This window comes from Streptomyces sp. NPDC043876 (assembly GCF_056435825.1).
The window spans coordinates 880,995-898,393 of sequence record NZ_JBWKDV010000003.1 but is presented as its reverse complement, the minus strand read 5'-3'; the positions used below and the strand labels follow the sequence as shown (position 1 = coordinate 898,393).

Here is a 17,399-nt window from a genome sequence, read left to right as displayed (position 1 = left end):
CGTCGACCGGCCCGGCTGCGTCCGTGGCCACTCCATGTCTGACCCGGCCGACAGGAGTGGGTGCGTGCATCAGCTTGCCGCCCGCATCGGGTGAGCACGAGTGCGATGGGAAGGGGCGCTACGGGGAGCCCGGCCGATCCGGCGGGACGGGGGGGTGAGCAACGCTTGTGGCACCGGATCAACGAGGGCGCGCAGTGGGCCCGCAGCAAGCAACGGTGGGACGCCGTCAACGACGGGTTCAACCAGCCCCTCCTGGACGCCGAGGCCATCTCGGAAACCGACACCGTCCTGGACGTCGGGTGCGGGGCCGGCCGCACCACCCGCCTCGCAGCCCGCCGCGCCGCCCTTGGCCGGGCGCTCGGGCTCGACCTGTCGGGATCCATGCTGGCCAAAGCTCGCGAGAGCGCCCTTCACGAAGGGGTGGAGAACGCCTCCTTCGTACAAGGCGACGCCCAGACCCACCCCCTGGAGTTCAAGGGGTTCGATGCGGTCATCAGCCGGTACGGCATGACCTTCTTCAGCGATCCCGTCGCGGCCTTCACCAACCTCCACCGCGCGCTGCGCCCCGCCGGCCGACTGGCCTTCATCTGCGCGGCTGGGGCCGAGAGCAACGAATGGCTGGCGGTGCCGGCCTCGCTCAAGGGCATCCTGCCGCTCGGCGACCTCGGGAAGCCCGGGGGTCCCGGCATGTTCTCCCTCACCGATCCCGACCGCATCCGCGAGCTGCTCGACACCAGCGGATTCGCCGATGCCGACGCACGGCGCATCGAGGCACCGGGGAGGTGGGGCATCGACGCCGCGGACGCCGCGGCGTTCCTGCTGGACTCCGGACCCGGACGGCACCTGCTCGACCAGGTGCCCCAGCCCAAGCAGGACGAGGCCCGCCAGGCACTGACGGCCGCCCTGCAACGCCATGAAGCGGACGGCGCGGTGCGGCTGCGAAGCAGCGCCTGGCTGGTCACCGCTACGCGCCGTGGGGCCGCGCCGCGCTGACACCGGCGGCGGGCTGCTGCCGGTCGAAGGAGCCGCCGGCGTGGCGGTCGCGCGGTCAGTCACGGGGTGGAAGGAGCGGGCCCAGGGGGCCGAGGTCGAGGTTGAGGTCTTCCAGGGCGTAGCCGTGCTCGGCGCACAGGTCGGAGAGACGGTCGTGGAGCGCCAGCAGGGTGGCACCGAGTTCTTCTTCCTGTTCGTCGGTGAGGTCGCCGGCGTCCACGCGCCGCAGGGCTTGGCGTTCGATGAGCTGGCGCAGGAGCTCGACGACGGTGAGCACGAGCTTGAGGAGGTCCTCGCCTACCGTGTCGGGGCTGGTGTGGAGGCGCCGCGCAGGGCTGGGCGGCGCTCCTGATGGGGTGGCGGGTGCCTGGACGAGGCGGAAGGCCTGGTCGAGGTGGTCGCCGATGTCGTGGACGCGTCCGGCCGGCGGCGGTGCCGGGTCTGGGCCCGGGGCTGGGTCAGGGTCAGAGGTCATCACGGTGACCGGCCGGCTCGGGGGCGGGTGTTTCGGAGCTGACGGAGACGATGAGGGCGCGCAGGGAGATGCGGACCAGATCGATGTCGGCGATGGACAGGACGATGTCGCCGGTCAGGACGACTCCGCCGCTGAGGAGCCGGTCGAGGAGGTCCACGAGGGCGACCTGGCGGCCGGGCAGGGGCTCGTCGTATCCGCTGAGGGTCATGGGGGCGGCACCTGGGCGCCGGCCGGGTCGGGGGCATCGGGCGGTGCGGCGAAGGAGTAGGGGGCCCATGGTCCGGTGACCTCGATACGCAGGCCGGGGAAGTCGCGGGCGAGGTCCGCGATGGCCCTCCTGAACTGCTGGGCCTCGCTGTCGGGTATGAGGTAGGCGTCGTTGAGGACGTTCTCCTGGGTACCGGTGAGGGCGCCCCGCTGGGGTGCGTGGCGCACGCGCCGGGTGGTGTGGTGCGCGGCGATGGCTTCGATGGCAGCGGCGGCGTCCTGTGCTTGCTGGTAGGCGGCTTCGCGGCTGTGGTGCTGGCTTCGTCGGGCCCGGAGGTACGCCTTGCCCGGGCCGGTGGGCGGGGTGCCCTCGGGCGGCCGGGCGGGTCCGGGAGACGCGGGGGGCAGCAGGTAGACCTTCACGCCGTACTCGGTGTGGGCGCGCAGCTGGTCCAGGCGCTGGGCGAAGGCGGGCTGCCGGGTGGTGAGGGCTTGGCGGGCGCGGTGGTCGTCCTGGTAGACGGTGGCCAGGCGCAGGGGCAGGACGGTCGCCCGCGCGGCGACGGCCTGGACGACCTCGTGGTGGGTACGGGCGACGTGCTCCAGCCACTCCAGGTCCTCGAAGTGATCTTTGAGGGCCGTTTCGTTGAAGTCGCGTTCGGGAACGTCGCCCACGACGAACGCGACCGGCCGGGGCCCGGTGGCGGGGCTCGCGCCGGGCTCGGGGGGCAGGAGGCGCAGCGGTGTTCCGCCGATGCCGTGCAGAGCGGGGAGCGCGGCTTGGAGGGCGTCGGTGGGATGCGCGGCGGCGTAGACGTAGGTGAGGGTGCCCGGGGTGTTCACGGCGCGCTCCCCCGTCGCCGGCCGGCCGGTGGTTCTTCGTCCGGGGCGGCTGTGTCCTCGGCGGGGTCGAGCCGCCCGCGCAGGGCGTCGAGTTCGGCGCGCAGTCGCTTGTTTTCCTGTTCCAGAGGGCTGCCGGTGTGGCGGGAGGAGAGGGAGGGGTCGTGTTCCCACCAGTCGATGCCCATCTCTTTCGCCTTGTCCACGGAAGCGATCAGGATCCGGAGTTTGATGGTCAGCAACTCGATGTCGAGGAGGTTGATGCGGATGTCCCCGGCGATGACGATGCCCTTGTCCAGGACCCGCTCCAGGATGTCGGCGAGGCTGGAGGACGCGTTCTGCCCGTACGGCATCGGCGCGCGGGAGGCGAAGGATCCGGGTCGGCCGGGCAGCGGGTCGGTCATGGTGGCACCTCCTCGTCGCGCTCAGTCAGCTGCCTGCGGAACTGCGAGATCTCCGTCAGCCGGTTGATGAGTTCGTCCTCCTCCCGGTCGAAGGTCTCCTCGTCGATTTCGCCGCTGAGCAGTTGCTGCTCCAGCTCGGCGAGACGGCGCCGGATCGGTGCGGGGTCGTAGTACTCCTCCTCGGCCTGCTCCACGACGCGCTGGGCGACCCAGGTGACGGCGCGCACGGGCGCTACGGGGAGCGTCAGCAGGTAGGTCAGCAGTCCCATGGGTCTGGCCTCCCTTCCCGCCCGGTGGACGGCTCGGCCCAGTGGACGGCTTGGCCCGGTGGACGGCTCGGCTCGGTGGACGGCTCGGCTCGGGCTATACGAAGCTGTAGGGCGGCAGCGGCCCGGAGAAACGCAGGTCGATGCCGTCGGCGACCTCCCGGGCGATGTCGGCTTCGGCGGTGCGCAGGCGGTCCTCGTTCTCGTCGGGGACGAGCAGCGAGAGGTTGAGGAAGTCGCTGCCGGAGGGCGCGCGGACGAGGTGTTCGCGGGCCAGCGGGGCGAAGGCTTCGGTCAGGCCGGCGGCCAGGGCCTCCTGGCGGCTCTGGACCTCGCGGGCCACCATTTCACCCAGGGCGAGCTGTGTGCCCGGATCGCGGTCTCCGCCGCGGATGCGTTCGTTGAGGTCACGCGCCTGGGGCAGGTCTTCGAGGATGTCCCGCAGCAGGGGCGCCTCGTCGCTCTGGGAGGCCCGGACGTGGTACTCGGCGCAGCCGTCGAGTCGCGCGAGGGCCGCCAGGTAGCCGTCGGCGTCCTCTCGGAGGGCCTGGGAGACGGCGAGGTCGTCGGGGGCGGTGTACCCGAACTGCAGGGGCAGGACGGCGCCGTCCGCCATCAGCCGTTCCTGGACTTCCTGGTGTGCCATGAGGTCGCGGCGTTTGGGCCGGATCTCCTCGGTGATGTCACTGACCACCGCGCACAGCGGGCCTGCGGTGACCGTCCGCAACGGGGACGGCTCCGCGCCGACGCTGTGGGCGCCGTCGAGGCGGCGGGGGTGGTCCTCGGCGATGATCGAGTACACGTAGAGGGGCATCCGTCACTCCTTTTCCCGCCGTGCCGTGCGCCGGACGGGGGGACGCCGTCGCCGGGGCGCCTCCTCTCTCTCCTCTTCCTCTTCCTCTTCCTGGTCAGCCGCTCGCGAGGAGGACTTGCCGGTCAGGGAATCGCTCACGGCTTCCACGGCCCCGCTGAGGGCTCCCTTGCTCTTGCCGTGAGCGCCGCCCTCCATGACTTTGCCCATGACGTCGGGCAGCTGGGCGGGGGCCTTTCGGCCCGCTTCGAGGTCGAGACGGTTACAGGCCTCGGCGAAGCGGAGGTAGGTATCGACGCTGGCCACCACGATCCGGGCGTCGATCTTGATGAGTTCGATGCCCACCAGGGAAATGCGGACGAAGACGTCGATGACCAGCCCGCGGTCGAGTATGAGTTCCAGGACGTCGTAGAGGGTTCCCGTGCCTCCCCCCTGCCCCCGTGCGACGGGGCTGCCGCCCTGCGGCACCATGGTCATGGCGTCTCCTTCCGCCGGCCGGACCGAGGTCAGGTCAGCCGGTCGATCATGCCGCGGCTGTAGCGGCGGGTCCGTTCGTAGGAGATCAGCTCGCCTTCCTCGTCCAGAGCGACCCGATAGCTGGCCATCACGCTGGTCGTGTCCGGGATGCGCTCCAGCTCCACGACCTCCACCTGCGCCACCCAGCCGTCGTCGGTCGGTTTGAGCGAGGAGACCGAGTCGGGGAAGCGGCCCAGGAGTTCGGCGAGCTGCTCGGCGGCCGCACGCATGGCCACGGCCGCTCCTCGCGTACCCGCGGGACGCCGGGGCGCACCGCGCCGGGGCGAGTTGCCGTCCTGCTCCCTGCCTTCGCCGACACCTCGCGAGGAGGCCCGCCGGGGGCGTGTGGGTTCCGCTGCGGCCATATGCCCCTCCCTTGGGGAGACGGCCTCACAGAAACTAGAATGTCACCAAATCAAGGTATTAGTCCCATATCGGGGGCAGGAGCTTTCCGAGGCGGCCCCGGTTGGACCCCTTTCTCTTGGCGGGCGGCGAGACCGTCGCGATCCGCTGTCCGCGGGCGACCCATCAGTCCGTATGCGCCCTGCAAAGGGGATGATCATGGAGGACACCAGCAAGATCGCGCTGGCCGCCGCCGTCGCCGGAGGCTATCTGCTCGGCCGTACGAAAAAGGGCCGCCTCGCGTTCAGTGTGGCGACCTACCTCGCCGGCCGGCGGTTCGGGCTCGAGCCCGGCCAGCTGCTGAAGGAAGGCGTTTCCCGGCTCAAGGAAATGCCCCAGTTCGCCGAAGTCGGCGAGCAGCTGCGCGGCGAAGCCCTCGACGCGGGCCGCCAGGCACTCGCCACCGCGGCCAACCGCAAGCTCGCCGACCTCGCCGGCAGCCTGCACGAGCGCACCCTCGGCCTCTCGCGCGGCGGCGACGGCGGACGGGGGGACGACGAGGAAGACGAGCAGGACGAAGACCAGGAGCCTTACGAGGACGAGGACGAGGACGAGGAGCCTTACGAGGGCGAGGGCGAGGGCGAGGACCCGGAGGCGGACGAGGAGCCGTACGAGGCCGAAGAGGCCGGGGATTACGAGGACGAGGGCGGCTACGAAACCGAAGAGGAGGACGCGGACGAGGAGGAGGGCGAGGAGGAGCCTCCCCCGCCCACGCGTCGGACGCGTTCGGCAGCCCGTACCCGCGCCGCGGAGGAAGGACCGGAGGACGAGGAAGAAGCCGAACCGGAAGACGAGGAGGAACCGGTCGACGACGACGAGGAACCGGAGGAGGACGAGGACGAAGAGCCTCCCCCGCCGCCGCGCCGCACCCCTCCCGCCTCCCGTAGACACGACGGCGAGAGCGCCGCCCCCGCCCGCAGGGCCGCGTCGAGGCCTTCTCCGGGAAAGAAGGCCGCCGCTGAGAAGAAGCCCTCCGAGCCCGCGAAGAAGGCGACGCCCGCCCGGCGGACCGGGACGAAGAAAGCGGCTCCCGCGAAGAAGGCACCGGCGAAAAGTGCGGCCCCGCCCGCGAGGAAGACGCCCGCGAGGAAGACGTCCGCGAAGAAGACCGCGCCGCCACCGGCGAAGAAGGCGGCCACGAAGAAGACCGCGGCCAAGAAGGCGACCGCAGAGCGGCCCGCGTCGAAGGCCGCGCCCGCCAAGAAGGGTTCCGCCTCCAGAAGCGCTCCGTCCAAGGCGGCCGCGAAGAAGGCCCCCAGCAGCCCGCCGCGTAAGAAGGCCTCAGGCCAGAGCCCTGCGCGTAAGAGTGCTGCTGCCAAGACCGGCGCCAAGAAGACCGCCGGCCGCAGCCAGGCCCGTCCGGCGGCCGCCAAGAAGACCACGGCCCGCAAGCCGTCCACGCGGAGGTAGGTCATGGCAACCTCAGACCGCAGCAAGTCACCGGAGCCGCCCTCCGGGATGGACCAGCTGATGAAGGAGCTGGGCGGGTTCCTCGCCGCCCAGGCCGACCAGTTGGCGGACAAGGCCACGGACAAGCTCTCCGGCCTCACCGACCAGCTCTACGACGTCGCCGACAACGGTGGCACCCTCTCCGACGTCGCCGGCATCGGCGGCCGTCTCGTGCAGGGCGACTCGCCCCTGAAGGCCATCGCCGGACAGAAACTCGGCAAGCTCAAGGACAAGGTCACCGAGGCCTTCGGCGGCGGCAAGGGCAAGGGCCGCAAGAGCGGCGGCGGCAAACTGATGAACATCGCCGAGGTGCTCGACGTCGGCCTCCCCTTGCGTACGGTCTACGACCACTGGACCCAGTACGAGGACTTCAGCGGGTTCGCCAAGGGCGTTCGCAGCGTGTCTCGCGGAGACGACACCACCAGCGACTGGAAGGTCAAGGTCGGCCCCTCCACCCGTAGTTGGAAGGCCACTGTCCAGGAACAGATCCCCGACGACCGCATCGTGTGGTCGTCCGAGGGGGCCAAGGGCACCACCCGCGGCTGCGTCACCTTCCACGAGCTCGCCCCGTCTCTGACCCGCATCGTCATCGTCGTGGAGTACTACCCGTCCGGCTTGTTCGAGAAGACCGGGAACCTCTGGCGCGCCCAGGGTCGTCGTCTGCGCCTGGACCTGAAGAACTTCCTGCGTCACGTCATGCTCACCAACGACGAACCGGAAGGCTGGCGCGGCGAGATCCGTGACGGCGAAGTCGTCCAGACCCACGAAGAAGCCCTGGAGGAGGAACAGTCCGAAGAGGGAGAGGACGGGGACGAGGACGAGGACGGGGAGTACGAGGGCGAGGACGGCGACGCCGAACAAGACGACGATGAGTACACGGACGAGGAAGAGGACGAGGAACCGCCCGAAGAGGGTGAGGAAGACGAGGCCCGGTACGACGACGCGGAGGACGAGGACGAAGAGGAGGACGAAGAGCAAGAGCCGCCGCCCCGGCGACGCCGACACCGCGCGCCCGCTTAGCGCGCACGCAGAGGCACCGCGTGCATGAGGGCCGGCGGAGCGCTCCCGCCGGCCCTCAATCCTGTGTCACCTGACCACCAGGTCGTACGGCGAACCTCGCATTAGTGCTTGAGTGCATCCTTGCCCTTTTGCACTGCCTGCTTGGCGTCGCCCAGCGCCTGCTCTCCGCGCCCCTTGGCTTCCAGGCTCTCGTTGCCCACCGCCTTGCCCGTCGTTTCCTTCACCTTGCCCTTGGTCGCCTTCGCGGCGTTCTTGACCTTCTTGCCTGCGCTCATGCCCTCTCACCTCCGCGCTTGATCACGCGTGGCATACGACCCTGCCGGGCACCTGCCCGGCCGCTTGCCCCATGCACATAGCGGGCTAATTCTACTCAAAGCGCGCCGACTACGCAGCTCTCTCGGCCGCTGGACCCGGGCAGCGACCGCAGAGCGAGCAGGGTGACGATCACCGGCGACGCGCCGACTGCCTCGGCCCGTACGGGTCGAGCCGGGGGCACGTTCGCCGTTCCTCAGGTCAGTTCACGTCATGACCGCGGCCAGGGCGCCGGTGACGGCGGCGGCCAGGGTCAGGAACGCCGCGAACGCAGCGGCGGCGCGCAGGCAGGCGGCCGGGTAGGTCGCACCGTCCAAGCGGGCCAGTTTCCCCGCCGCCGCGGCGACGGCGAGGGCGCCGATCAAGATCAGGCAGATCGTGAAGAGCACCACCGTCAGAGCAGACATATCGAACTCCTCGCAAAGACACACCGGTTGATGGCCCGACCCTCTCGAATCGGGTGTGCGACGGGGTTCGGCCAGGCAATGATGAACACCGCTGAACAAGGGCGTGCACATCGGCCGGGGGAAAACATGAGCGTCGCCGACGAGATGCCGGAGCCAGTCGAGGGGGCCGGCACGGCGCTGTCCCGCTTGCAGGCGCAGCTGAGGAGGGCGTTGGCCTCGACGGGCCAGACGGTGGCCTGGCTGGCGCGGCGGTCCGGGCTGGGGCGTACGAGCGTGAGCAACGCCCTGAACAAGCCTTTCGTTCCGACCGAGCGGACCGTGGCGGGCATGGCAGGCGCGTTGCGGCTCGACGTGGACGGGCTGCTGGACCTCAGACAGCAGGCCGAGGAGGCCCTGTCGGGCGCCCGGGCGGTGCCTTTCGGGCGGGTCACGGGGGCCCGGCGGTCAGCGGGTGGCGGGGGCGCGGCGGCCACCACCCCGGGTCTGCTGGTGGGGGCGCCGCCGCGGGCCGCATCGGCGTTCCAGCCGCGCGAGGGGCTCCGGGCACGCATCGATGCTGCCCGTGCGGGGGGCTCGGTGGTGTTGACGCAGGCCAGGCGGGCGTCAGCGGGGGTGCTGTCGGGGATGGGTGGGGTCGGAAAGTCCCAGCTCGCCGCCCAGTACGCCCACGAAGCCGTCGCCGAGGGAACCGGGCTGGTGGTGTGGGTCCCGGCCGGCGAGAGCGCTCAGATCATCGCCCTCTATGCACAGGCTGCCCTGCGGGTCGGGGCACCCGGGGCGGGCGGGGAGGACCCCGAGCAGGACGCGCGGGCGTTCCTGGAGTGGCTGGCGACCACGGACCGGTCCTGGCTCGTCGTACTGGACGACGTCAGTGACCCGGGCGTCGTCGGCCCGTGGTGGCCGCCGGCCCGACCCGGCACCGGGTGGACGCTGGCCACGACCCGCCTGCACGACCCGCGCCTGACCGGCGGCGGACGCAACCGCATCGACATCGACGTATACACCCCCCAGGAAGCCACCGACTACCTCCGGGAACGGGTCACCACTGACGGTGGAAGGCACCTTCTGGACGGGCGGGAGGACGAGATCGCCCGCGTGCTCGGCCACCTCCCGCTCGCACTGGGCCACGCCGCCGCCTACCTCCTCGCCGAGGAACTCAGCTGCTCCCAGTACCTGACCCGCCTGGCCGACCGGGCGCTGCGGCTGGACGACGTCCTGCCGGAGTGGGCGGACACCGAGGGCTATCAGCGGCAGGTCGCCGCGGCCCTGCTCCTCTCCCTGGACGCAGCCGAACAAGCCGGCCCCGATGGCCTGGTCCTTCCCCTCGTCCGGTTGCTCGCGCTTCTCGATCCCAACGGCCACCCGGAAGCCCTCTGGACGACCCCGCCCGTCACCTCGTTCCTCACCGCGACCCCGGGTCAGGGCGACAAGACGCCGACCACGGCGGAAGACGTGGTGCGCGCCCTGCGGGTTTTGCGCCGGTACGCGCTGATCACCACCGACCCGCACGCCACCCACCGTCAGATCCGCATGCACGCCCTCACCGGCCGCGCCGTCCGCGAAGCCACCCCCACCAGCAGGCAACCCGACCTCGCCCTCACCGCCGCCGATGCCCTGGTCGCGCTCTGGCCACCCACCGATCAGCCGCGGGAGCTCGCGCAAGCACTGCGCGCCAACGCCACCACGCTGCTCCAGCACGCCGGGAATCAGCTCTGGCAGGGCGGCATGCACCCGGTGATCCTCGTCAACGGAAGCAGCCTCAGCTCCGGCGGCCTGCACCATGACGCCCACAGTTACTGGACGTCCATCACGGAAACGGCCACGCGAGTACTCACCACGGACCACCCCGACACCATCAGCGCCCGCGCCCACCTGGCCACCACCTACAGCGACCTCGGGCGCCACCGCGACGCACTCACTCTCAAGGAGGCCGTCCACGCGGCCTGCGAACGCCGCTTCGGGCCCGCCCACCCCGACACCATGAACGCCCGCATCAATCTCGCGACCGCCTACCACCGACTCGGGCGCCACCACGACGCACTCGGCCTCCAAGAAGCCGTCCGCATCGACTCCGAACACCTCTTCGGGCCCGACCACCCCACCACCCTGCACGCCCGCGCCAACCTCGCCGACACCTACCGCAGCCTCGGGCGCCACCACGACGCACTCGCCCTCGAAGAAGCCGTCCACGCCGCCTTCGAGCGCCGCCTCGGACCGGACCACCCCACCACCCTCCACGCCCGCGCCAACCTCGCCGCCGGATACCACCACCTCGGGCGCAGCCACGAAGCGCTCGCTCTCCTGCAAGCACTCCTCGCCGACCGCGAACGTCTCCTCGGGCCCGACCACCCCGACACCATCAGCACCCGCGCCAACCTCGCCGCCACGTACAGCGGCCTCGGACGCCACCACGACGCACTCGCCCTCCAGGAAGCCGTCCACGCGGACCTCCAACGTCTCCTCGGGCCCGACCACCCCGACACCATCAGCGCCGGCGCCAACCTCGCGGTCACCTACAGCGGTCTCGGACGCCACCACGAAGCGCTCGCTCTACTGGAATCCGTCCACGCCGACTCAGAGCGCCTGCTCGGACCCGACCACCCCGACACCCTCCACAGCCGTGCCAATCTCGCCGCCGCCCATCACCAGCTCGGGCACCACCACGAAGCACTCGCCCTGCTGGAAGTCGTGCACGCCGACTCAGAGCGCCTCCGCGGGCCCGACCACCCCGACACCCTCCTGGCCCGTGCCAACCTCGCCGTCGTTCTCAGCAGCCACGGGCGTCACCATGACGCGCTCGCACTCCTGGAATCCGTCCACGCCGACTTCGAACGCCTTCTCGGCCCCGGCCACCCCCACACCGTCAACGCCCGTGCCAACCTCGCCACCGCTCATCACCAGCTCGGGCGCCACCACGAAGCTGCCCGCCTGCGGGGGAAGCCGGCTCCTTAGCACCCGTGGGAGGGCGTGCACTCGCCGAAGCCATCGCGGGCCTACCGGTCAGCTGGGGGCAGGGCTGCCGCCAGCCGAGCACTGGCAGCAACCCACCCGCACTAAACCGTCAGAGGCCTCCCACGACCTTGTGCGGCTTGATCCTCACGATCACGCGGTCCGCATCGTTGGCCGAAGCCGGGTTGAACTCCGCGTACCTCTTGCCGGTGTACTTGAGCGACAACGCGTCGATCAACTCACGGCCGGGATCGGCGGTCACTTCCGCGATACCGCGGATCTCGGCATAGGTGTACGGCGCATCGGCGGGCTGCGCCACGACACTGACCCGGGGGTCGCGGGTGAGGTTCTTGTACTTCTGGCGGTCGACAGTCGTGGAGAACAGAACATCGCCACCGTCCCGCATGACCCACACAGGGGACACCTGAGGACTGCCGTCCGGCTGGAGGGTGGCAACGGTGATGAAGACGGGCGAGTCCAGGAGCGTCTTCAGCTGGTCGGACAGTTCTGCAGGCATGGTGCTCTCTCCCTGATGTCAGGATGACCCCTGAACGGGCCCGGGCGGTACGCGTACCCGATTCTGCGCCAGCGCACCATCCACCACCGCCATTCCCCCACCCGCGCGTCGCCGCCCAAGACTGGGATGAACGCGCTGGGCGTCGCTACCGTTGCGGCGAACGGCACGCCGAGGACCGGTCGAGCTCGTTGTCAGTCGATGGCCTGGTAGAGGGTGGTCCAGAAGTCGCTCATGGCACGCGGGGAATCCGGGGTGGACAGTCCGACCTGGGTGAGGAGGACTCCGGTGAGTTGGTTGGTCCTGTCTGCGTAGGCGGTGGTGCCGGTGCCGCCGAACCAGCCGAACTGGCCGATGGGCGTGTAGTCCCCGCGGTAGGTGCGCACCGCCATCCCGAAGCCCCAGCCGCCGTTCGCCCCCTGGCCGGACGACAGGTGGGCCACGTTGCTGAACATGGCGTCCCGGGCGGCCATCTGCTGGGGTGTGAGGCGGTTGGTGGTCATCAGCTCGACGGCGGCCCGGGACAGGATCCGTTCGCTGCCGTGCATCCCGTGGTTCAGCAGCATCTGGAAGTAGGCGTGGTAGTCGTCAGCGGTGGAGACCAGTCCGCCGCCGGCGCCCTGGAACGCGGGAGGCGTGCTGGACCTGCCCCCTGCCGCCTCGTCCCAGACGAGGAACTCGCCGGTCCGCGGGTCGGGCCCGTACAGCGGCGGCAGGCGGTCGATCTTTTGGGCGGGAACGTGGAAGGCGGTGTCCTTCATCCCCAGCGGGTCGAGAATGCGTGTGCGCAGGAACGTCTCCAGCGACTGTCCTGTGACCCTGGAGACGAGCACCCCGACGACCTCGTTGCTGAGGTCGTACTGCCATCGCACTCCGGGCTGGTACTGCAGCGGCAGTTCGCCGAGGCGGCGCATCCATTCGTCCGGTTCGGGGGCCGGCCCGGATGCCACGCTGTAGTCGAGACGCTCGAAGGTCGCGGCCCTGATCGGGGAAGTCATCGACTCGAAGTCGACCCCGAGGCCGAACGTGGAGTTCAGCAGGTCCCGTACGGTGATCGGCCGGTGGGCCGGCACGGTGTCGTCCAGGGGGCCGTCGGGCCGCTTCAGCACCTGTCGGTCGGCGAGTTCGGGCAGCCACGGGTCGACGGGGTCGTCCAGTCGCAGCCGGCACTCGTCGAGCAGGATCATCGCCGCCGCCATGGTGACCGGCTTGGACGTGGATGCCATCCGGAAGATCGTGTCGCGGCGCATCGGCGCGCCACCGTCATGACGCATCGTCCCGATCGCTTCGACGTGCGTCTGACCGCCGCGGCTGACGAGGGCGACGAGGCCGGGAATCCGTTGGGACTCGACGTGCTGTGCCAGCACGTCGCGCAATCGGCGCAGCCCTGCGTCGGAGAAGCCGCTGTTGCCTGTTTCCATGATGAATCTCCTGTTCAGGGGGTGGTTCTCACGGCGGCCCGGTGGCTGCCCGGCCCTTCGAAAGGCCTTGAGCAGAGCCTGCAGCCTTGACCCAAGGTCAAGGTCAAGGTCAACCCCGCGCGCTATCCTCAATCCGGTGATCATCCGGACCTCTGGGCGGTCACCGACGCGGTGCACCAGACCGCTGCCACCCGCGACCCGGAGGTGTGCCGAGCCGATGACAGACGGACTCACGATCGGTCAGGCGGCAACGTTCGTCGGTGTCACGATCAAAACGGTGCGGCACTATCACCGGCTCGGCCTGGTCGCCGAGCCTGAGCGCGACCGCTCCGGGTACCGTCGTTACCGGTCGGATGCTCTGTACCGGCTGGTCCAGGTCCGGACCCTGGCCGCGGCAGGCGTGCCGCTGGCCGAAATCGGTGGCCTTCTCGACGCCGATCCCACGACGTTCGCCGCCACCCTGGACAACGTCCACCAGCAACTGACCGAACGGATCGACGACTTGCTCGCGCGTCGCGACAGGCTCCACCGTCTCGACCACGGTGACCGCGCCCTGTTGCCCGACCGCGCCTGCGCGGTCCTGGAACGGCTCGCCGAACTCGACTTCGATCCCGCCTACGTGGCCGGCCAACGCGAGGCTCTGGTGCTGGCCCGGGCACTGGTCCCGGAGATCTTCGACAGCTTCCTCACCCTGCTCGAACACTCCCTGGCCGACCCCGAGTCCGTCGAGCTGACCAAGCGCGGTTGGGATGCGAGGGCCTGGGATCCGGACGACCCCCGGATCGCGGAGCTGGCGTCCACGCTTGCCGACAAACTCCTGACCCGACGGGCGCTGCTGACCATGCCGGCCGGGTTTCACCACCAGTCCGACATCACCTCTCGGTACGCACTGGTCAACCAACACGGGCAGTCACCGTCCATCGCCCGGTTGAACGCACTGGTAGAGGCGAAGCTGCGCGTGGCCGGTATCACCGTTCCGGGTCGGTGAAGGCCGCCGGCAGACCAGGGTGACGTCGATAACCGGGCCGTCCAGGGCGCCGCTGCGTTGAACTCGATTTCTACGCGTCTTCGCTTCGGTCGATCAGGGCGGCGAGGGCGTCGAGGACGCGTTGCAGGCCGAAGGAGTAGGCGTGGGCGGGGTCGTAGGCACTGTTGTGTGCGGCGCCTGCGGCTGCACCGACGCGGACGGCGGTGGGGTAGACGTTCTCGTCGAGGACCCGGGTGAGGAGCGGGGCGTTCAGCTCCCACCATTGCTGGTCGTTCAGGGCGCTGTCGTGCTGTGCGGCTCGGGCGTCGCCGGCGGCGCGGGCGCAGGCCTGCACGAAGGTCAGCAGGTGGGTGAGGCAGTCGTCCATCTCCACGTCAGTGAGGCCGAGACCGTCGAGCCCGGAGAGTTCGTGCTCGTACTTCGCCATCTGCCCCGGTCCCAGCGGCGGGCGGACGGTGGAGACGGCCGCGGCCCACGGGTGGCGTTCGAAGAGGGCTTTGTTCTCCTCGGCGATGGCGGTGACGCGCCGGCGCCAGGGCTGTCCCGTGGTGTCGGCGCGCGGCATGCGGGCGTAGGCGGCGTCGAGCATGAGGTCGAGGAGTTCGGCCTTGCCGGGGACGTAGGTATACAGCGTCATGGGCACGACGCCGAGTTCCTTGGCCACCCGGCGCATGGTCACCGCGTCGAGGTCTTCGGCGTCGGCGACGGCCGTGGCGGCCTCGACCACCGCGTCGATGCTCAGCGCCCGCCTCGGTCCTCGGCGGGGGTCGGCGGAGGTGTCGCGCCACAGCAGCTGCAGGGTGCGGGCTGGGTCGCCTGAGCTCGTTCGTTCCGTTGGCACGGGGCCATCCTCTCGCATCACTACTCTGTACGGTGTACATTGTACGACGTACAGAGAATGTGCTCAGTGGATCTCGGAGGAGCTTTGATGAAGATCACCTCAAGTGCCGTGTCGCTCAACGTCGACGATGTCCCCGCATCCAGCGCCTTCCTCATCGAGCACTTCGGGTTCCGCGAGGAGATGGCCGCCGACGGCTTCGCGTCCCTGACGCGCGACGACGCCGGCATGAATGTCATCTTTCTGCGGCGGGGGCTGGACAGCCTCCCGGCCGACCAGCGCGACGAGCACGCCGCCGGTCTGATCCTCGCCTTCGTCGTGGAGGACCTCGAAGGCGAGCTGGCGCGCCTGCGCTCCGAAGGCGTCGCGATCACCATGCCGCTGACCGACGAGGAGTGGGGCGAGCGCGCCTTCCAGGTCCGCGACCCCAACGGCGTCATCGTCCAACTCGTCGACTGGAACGCACCCACCAGCAGCTGAGCTTGCCGTTGCCACACTGACCGGACATGTCGGCCTCGGGGTACGGACGCCGCCGCGCGCCCGGACCCCGTTCGTCCCGGTCGGGTCGTGCTCGACTCGCCGGACGCACTCAGCCGAAGCGCTTGATCCTGGGGAACGTCGCGGTGGTGTCGACGTAGTACTTGCGGACCAGCGGGCCGAAGCCGCCCTCCTCGTCACCGAGGACCATCGACGTGACGACCCCCGGGCTCTTCGCCGCGGTGAACTCCTCCGGCTTCGTCTCGGGCTCCCCCGCGACCAGCGCCTTCCACGCCGCCCGGGACTCAGCTGTGGCGCTGACATCCGGGTCGAGGCCCAGGTAGTAGACCCGGTCGTCGGCGTCCTTCCCGACGGCCAGGAAGACGATCACGTGGAATCCGCTGGTGAACTTGCTCTTGGCCCGCCCACGCGCTCGGCCGGACCGTTGACGTACACGGCGCGCCCGGACTTGAGGGCCCTGTCGATGCCGGTCCACGCAGCGGAGGCACTGAGCACCGAGCCGAGGTCGGCGGGCATGAAGAGCCCGCCCTCCCCCGGGCTCAGCAGAGCGCCGACCTGCTTGGCGCGCCCCTGGCAGTTGCTGTCGGCCCCACCTGAAACCCACGGTGATGCACGGAACGTACCCACGAAGACGCGGAGCATGAAGAGCCCGTGGCGAACAAGTCCGCGCCCGCGGGCCGCCGAGACCACACGGCGTGACCGCCCGGGTTGTGCGCGGCTGTTGGCTTGGGTGGCGGAGCCGTGGGCGACGGCGGCCGACTTCACCGCCTTGCAGGCGTCCCCGTAGGCGGGGACTGAGACCTGGCCGGCGACGGCGAGAGCCGTGCCGCTCTGGTCGCGAATCTGGTCCACGCGGTGGGCCAGCAGGTCACGCTCGCGCGTACGGGCCCTCGGTCGCCATCGTGTTCTGCATCGCCGTCAGCCTGCGGACGAAGAGGACGGCCAGTACGCCGGCGATCACGGTGACCATATCAGCGGCGATCCCGAGCGCTCCTGCCGACAGCAGCTCGTCCACGGTATCGGCCGCCGCGTAGATCTTACTGAAGACGCGGCCCACGATCGCCGCGAGAACCCAGACAAGCCACCAGGACGTCAGCAGGGCGGCGGGCGCCGTGCGGTCGGAACCGTCGGGGCCGCGCTGGGTGCTGGCCCGCCAGGTCTGCCGCGCGATCCGGTGGGGCAGGAACAAGTTCGCCACGGGGACGAACCAGGCGCCTACGGCCCAGCCGCGGCCCAGGGTGAAGCCGTCAGGGCGAAAGACGCTGCCGTTGCTGCGCACACGGTGGAACCAGATGATGAAGACGACGACCGTGGGCAGCATGATCAGAACCTGGAGCACCCCGGCCAGGATGGTGAGCGCCGGAGACAGGCCCAGTTCGAGGTCGTCGAAGTGGGTGTCTCCGTCGAACCCCTGCAACCACAACTGTTCGTAAGCGCCCGCGCCGGCGGAGAAGAGGTGCACCGCCGCTGCGGCCCCGAGCAGCCAAGTCAGGGCCGTCGCAAGGCCCTTCGGGGAGCGCAGCACAGCCTGGGGGACCGGCGGAGCCGCGTAGAAAGGGCCGCCCGGGTAGGGGTGGCCCTGCTGAGGAGCCCCGTATGGGTCCAGGCCCGGCTGCGGAGGCGGCTGTGAGCTGGGCGCGCTGAAGGACATGACGGTGGACCCCCCAAGGGAATGGATGACATGCAGACGGCCCCCACCCGGCAGGCGGGGGTCCCGGCGAAAATATGCCGGTCCTCTACCCGGCGTCCACAGGATATCCGCTGGTCAAAGCTGGTGGAGGTCCGCGGTCCGGCCGCCCCCGCGCAGAGGGGGACCCGGTTCGCCTCGGTCGCCTTCACCCCGGCACGCACCTGGTGACTGCAGAGCCCGCGTGATGGGCTCCCCCGTTGCACACAACTCCTGGTTGCGGCACAGGCAGGAGCTGCGGCGTGCTGCCGCGGCTCGTGTGCGCCCAGAAGCACGGGTCTGCCAGGGGAGAGCTCAAGTCGCGCGCCCGGTAGGCACGACAAGGCGCGGGTGGTGCTTCGCTCAGTACGGGAGGGTGCTGCTCCAAAACACTGTCGCCGCACTTTTCACGCGTCGCCGACC

The 17,399-nt window shown here is 70.3% G+C and carries 22 protein-coding genes; 6 read left to right on the top strand and 16 right to left on the bottom strand.

From position 1 onward, the window contains the following. The first annotated feature begins 165 nt into the window (after positions 1-165). Positions 166-993, top strand: a complete 828-nt coding sequence (locus tag AC0693_RS13570; RefSeq protein WP_478801814.1) for a class I SAM-dependent methyltransferase — start codon at positions 166-168, stop codon at positions 991-993. A gap of 55 nt (positions 994-1,048) precedes the next feature. On the opposite strand, the gene AC0693_RS13565 is transcribed toward AC0693_RS13570, so the two are convergent. From AC0693_RS13565 to AC0693_RS13530, 8 genes are all read right to left on the bottom strand, one after another. After that, the gene (locus AC0693_RS13565) at positions 1,049-1,468 is read right to left on the bottom strand and encodes a gas vesicle protein K (protein ID WP_478801813.1); all 420 of its coding nucleotides are present in this window, start codon (positions 1,466-1,468) and stop codon (positions 1,049-1,051) included. Further along, positions 1,458-1,676, bottom strand: a complete 219-nt coding sequence (locus AC0693_RS13560) for a gas vesicle protein (protein ID WP_469334512.1) — start codon at positions 1,674-1,676, stop codon at positions 1,458-1,460. The genes AC0693_RS13565 and AC0693_RS13560 overlap by 11 nt, the downstream gene beginning before the upstream one ends. Further along, the gene (locus AC0693_RS13555; protein ID WP_478801812.1) at positions 1,673-2,518 is read right to left on the bottom strand and encodes a GvpL/GvpF family gas vesicle protein; all 846 of its coding nucleotides are present in this window, start codon (positions 2,516-2,518) and stop codon (positions 1,673-1,675) included. Before AC0693_RS13555 ends, AC0693_RS13560 begins: the two co-directional genes overlap by 4 nt. Continuing rightward, positions 2,515-2,919, bottom strand: coding sequence for a gas vesicle protein (locus AC0693_RS13550; RefSeq protein WP_468469353.1), 405 nt, complete (start codon positions 2,917-2,919; stop codon positions 2,515-2,517). The genes AC0693_RS13555 and AC0693_RS13550 overlap by 4 nt, the downstream gene beginning before the upstream one ends. Beyond that, complete coding sequence (locus tag AC0693_RS13545) at positions 2,916-3,188, bottom strand: gas vesicle protein GvpG (RefSeq protein WP_478801811.1); 273 nt, start codon at positions 3,186-3,188, stop codon at positions 2,916-2,918. Before AC0693_RS13545 ends, AC0693_RS13550 begins: the two co-directional genes overlap by 4 nt. 94 nt (positions 3,189-3,282) lie before the next feature. Next, a complete protein-coding gene (locus tag AC0693_RS13540; RefSeq protein WP_478801810.1) occupies positions 3,283-3,999 on the bottom strand; it encodes a GvpL/GvpF family gas vesicle protein in 717 nt (238 codons plus the stop codon). 3 nt (positions 4,000-4,002) lie between these two features. Continuing rightward, positions 4,003-4,473 carry a gas vesicle structural protein GvpA gene (locus tag AC0693_RS13535; RefSeq protein WP_468469359.1) on the bottom strand — a complete coding sequence of 157 codons (471 nt, stop codon included), beginning with the start codon at positions 4,471-4,473 and terminating at the stop codon, positions 4,003-4,005. Positions 4,474-4,502: 29 nt separating this feature from the next. After that, positions 4,503-4,877 (bottom strand): gas vesicle protein GvpO, encoded by a 375-nt coding sequence (locus AC0693_RS13530; protein WP_478801809.1) that lies wholly within the window; start codon positions 4,875-4,877, stop codon positions 4,503-4,505. 196 nt (positions 4,878-5,073) lie between these two features. Here AC0693_RS13530 and AC0693_RS13525 point away from each other — a divergent pair, with 196 nt between their 5' ends. Next, positions 5,074-6,324: a histone protein gene (locus AC0693_RS13525; protein ID WP_478801808.1), complete on the top strand. Its 1,251-nt coding sequence runs from the start codon at positions 5,074-5,076 to the stop codon at positions 6,322-6,324. Positions 6,325-6,327: 3 nt separating this feature from the next. Further along, positions 6,328-7,383 carry an SRPBCC family protein gene (locus AC0693_RS13520; RefSeq protein ID WP_478739280.1) on the top strand — a complete coding sequence of 352 codons (1,056 nt, stop codon included), beginning with the start codon at positions 6,328-6,330 and terminating at the stop codon, positions 7,381-7,383. Between the two features lie 101 nt (positions 7,384-7,484). Here AC0693_RS13520 and AC0693_RS13515 read toward each other — a convergent pair whose 3' ends face one another. Beyond that, positions 7,485-7,658 carry a CsbD family protein gene (locus tag AC0693_RS13515; RefSeq protein ID WP_468469367.1) on the bottom strand — a complete coding sequence of 58 codons (174 nt, stop codon included), beginning with the start codon at positions 7,656-7,658 and terminating at the stop codon, positions 7,485-7,487. A 243-nt stretch (positions 7,659-7,901) separates the two neighbouring features. Further along, the gene (locus AC0693_RS13510; RefSeq protein ID WP_469318402.1) at positions 7,902-8,102 is read right to left on the bottom strand and encodes a hypothetical protein; all 201 of its coding nucleotides are present in this window, start codon (positions 8,100-8,102) and stop codon (positions 7,902-7,904) included. Between the two features lie 126 nt (positions 8,103-8,228). Between AC0693_RS13510 and AC0693_RS13505 the strand changes: the two genes are divergently transcribed. Beyond that, a complete protein-coding gene (locus tag AC0693_RS13505; RefSeq protein ID WP_478801807.1) occupies positions 8,229-11,054 on the top strand; it encodes a tetratricopeptide repeat protein in 2,826 nt (941 codons plus the stop codon). A gap of 109 nt (positions 11,055-11,163) precedes the next feature. On the opposite strand, the gene AC0693_RS13500 is transcribed toward AC0693_RS13505, so the two are convergent. Both AC0693_RS13500 and AC0693_RS13495 read right to left on the bottom strand, forming a co-directional pair. Next, on the bottom strand, positions 11,164-11,568 hold the full coding sequence (locus AC0693_RS13500; RefSeq protein WP_468469373.1) for a PPOX class F420-dependent oxidoreductase: 405 nt from the start codon (positions 11,566-11,568) through the stop codon (positions 11,164-11,166). A gap of 191 nt (positions 11,569-11,759) precedes the next feature. Continuing rightward, complete coding sequence (locus AC0693_RS13495; protein ID WP_478801806.1) at positions 11,760-12,986, bottom strand: serine hydrolase domain-containing protein; 1,227 nt, start codon at positions 12,984-12,986, stop codon at positions 11,760-11,762. A gap of 217 nt (positions 12,987-13,203) precedes the next feature. On the opposite strand from AC0693_RS13495, the gene AC0693_RS13490 reads away from it, so the two are divergent. Continuing rightward, positions 13,204-13,974, top strand: coding sequence for a MerR family transcriptional regulator (locus AC0693_RS13490; RefSeq protein WP_478801805.1), 771 nt, complete (start codon positions 13,204-13,206; stop codon positions 13,972-13,974). A 70-nt stretch (positions 13,975-14,044) separates the two neighbouring features. On the opposite strand, the gene AC0693_RS13485 is transcribed toward AC0693_RS13490, so the two are convergent. Beyond that, positions 14,045-14,815 (bottom strand): TetR/AcrR family transcriptional regulator, encoded by a 771-nt coding sequence (locus AC0693_RS13485; RefSeq protein WP_478801804.1) that lies wholly within the window; start codon positions 14,813-14,815, stop codon positions 14,045-14,047. 87 nt (positions 14,816-14,902) lie between these two features. Here AC0693_RS13485 and AC0693_RS13480 point away from each other — a divergent pair, with 87 nt between their 5' ends. Next, positions 14,903-15,292 (top strand): VOC family protein, encoded by a 390-nt coding sequence (locus AC0693_RS13480; protein ID WP_468469381.1) that lies wholly within the window; start codon positions 14,903-14,905, stop codon positions 15,290-15,292. A 109-nt stretch (positions 15,293-15,401) separates the two neighbouring features. On the opposite strand, the gene AC0693_RS13475 is transcribed toward AC0693_RS13480, so the two are convergent. The 3 genes from AC0693_RS13475 to AC0693_RS13465 are packed head-to-tail and all read right to left on the bottom strand — an operon-like array spanning position 15,402 to position 16,961. Then, positions 15,402-15,680, bottom strand: coding sequence for a hypothetical protein (locus AC0693_RS13475; protein WP_478801803.1), 279 nt, complete (start codon positions 15,678-15,680; stop codon positions 15,402-15,404). After that, the gene (locus AC0693_RS13470) at positions 15,677-16,162 is read right to left on the bottom strand and encodes a hypothetical protein (RefSeq protein ID WP_478801802.1); all 486 of its coding nucleotides are present in this window, start codon (positions 16,160-16,162) and stop codon (positions 15,677-15,679) included. The genes AC0693_RS13475 and AC0693_RS13470 overlap by 4 nt, the downstream gene beginning before the upstream one ends. Before the next feature lie 16 nt (positions 16,163-16,178). Then, on the bottom strand, positions 16,179-16,961 hold the full coding sequence (locus AC0693_RS13465; RefSeq protein ID WP_478801801.1) for a DUF4328 domain-containing protein: 783 nt from the start codon (positions 16,959-16,961) through the stop codon (positions 16,179-16,181). Positions 16,962-17,399: the final 438 nt, after the last annotated feature.

Coding starts and splice junctions, on each gene's coding strand:
- AC0693_RS13565 (WP_478801813.1), bottom strand. CDS start 1,468: ATGACCTCTGACCCTGACCCAGCCCCGGGCCCAGACCCGGCACCGCCG.
- AC0693_RS13560 (WP_469334512.1), bottom strand. CDS start 1,676: ATGACCCTCAGCGGATACGACGAGCCCCTGCCCGGCCGCCAGGTCGCC.
- AC0693_RS13550 (WP_468469353.1), bottom strand. CDS start 2,919: ATGACCGACCCGCTGCCCGGCCGACCCGGATCCTTCGCCTCCCGCGCG.
- AC0693_RS13545 (WP_478801811.1), bottom strand. CDS start 3,188: ATGGGACTGCTGACCTACCTGCTGACGCTCCCCGTAGCGCCCGTGCGC.
- AC0693_RS13540 (WP_478801810.1), bottom strand. CDS start 3,999: ATGCCCCTCTACGTGTACTCGATCATCGCCGAGGACCACCCCCGCCGC.
- AC0693_RS13535 (WP_468469359.1), bottom strand. CDS start 4,473: ATGACCATGGTGCCGCAGGGCGGCAGCCCCGTCGCACGGGGGCAGGGG.
- AC0693_RS13530 (WP_478801809.1), bottom strand. CDS start 4,877: ATGGCCGCAGCGGAACCCACACGCCCCCGGCGGGCCTCCTCGCGAGGT.
- AC0693_RS13525 (WP_478801808.1), top strand. CDS start 5,074: ATGGAGGACACCAGCAAGATCGCGCTGGCCGCCGCCGTCGCCGGAGGC.
- AC0693_RS13520 (WP_478739280.1), top strand. CDS start 6,328: ATGGCAACCTCAGACCGCAGCAAGTCACCGGAGCCGCCCTCCGGGATG.
- AC0693_RS13515 (WP_468469367.1), bottom strand. CDS start 7,658: ATGAGCGCAGGCAAGAAGGTCAAGAACGCCGCGAAGGCGACCAAGGGC.
- AC0693_RS13510 (WP_469318402.1), bottom strand. CDS start 8,102: ATGTCTGCTCTGACGGTGGTGCTCTTCACGATCTGCCTGATCTTGATC.
- AC0693_RS13505 (WP_478801807.1), top strand. CDS start 8,229: ATGAGCGTCGCCGACGAGATGCCGGAGCCAGTCGAGGGGGCCGGCACG.
- AC0693_RS13500 (WP_468469373.1), bottom strand. CDS start 11,568: ATGCCTGCAGAACTGTCCGACCAGCTGAAGACGCTCCTGGACTCGCCC.
- AC0693_RS13495 (WP_478801806.1), bottom strand. CDS start 12,986: ATGGAAACAGGCAACAGCGGCTTCTCCGACGCAGGGCTGCGCCGATTG.
- AC0693_RS13490 (WP_478801805.1), top strand. CDS start 13,204: ATGACAGACGGACTCACGATCGGTCAGGCGGCAACGTTCGTCGGTGTC.
- AC0693_RS13480 (WP_468469381.1), top strand. CDS start 14,903: ATGAAGATCACCTCAAGTGCCGTGTCGCTCAACGTCGACGATGTCCCC.
- AC0693_RS13465 (WP_478801801.1), bottom strand. CDS start 16,961: ATGTCCTTCAGCGCGCCCAGCTCACAGCCGCCTCCGCAGCCGGGCCTG.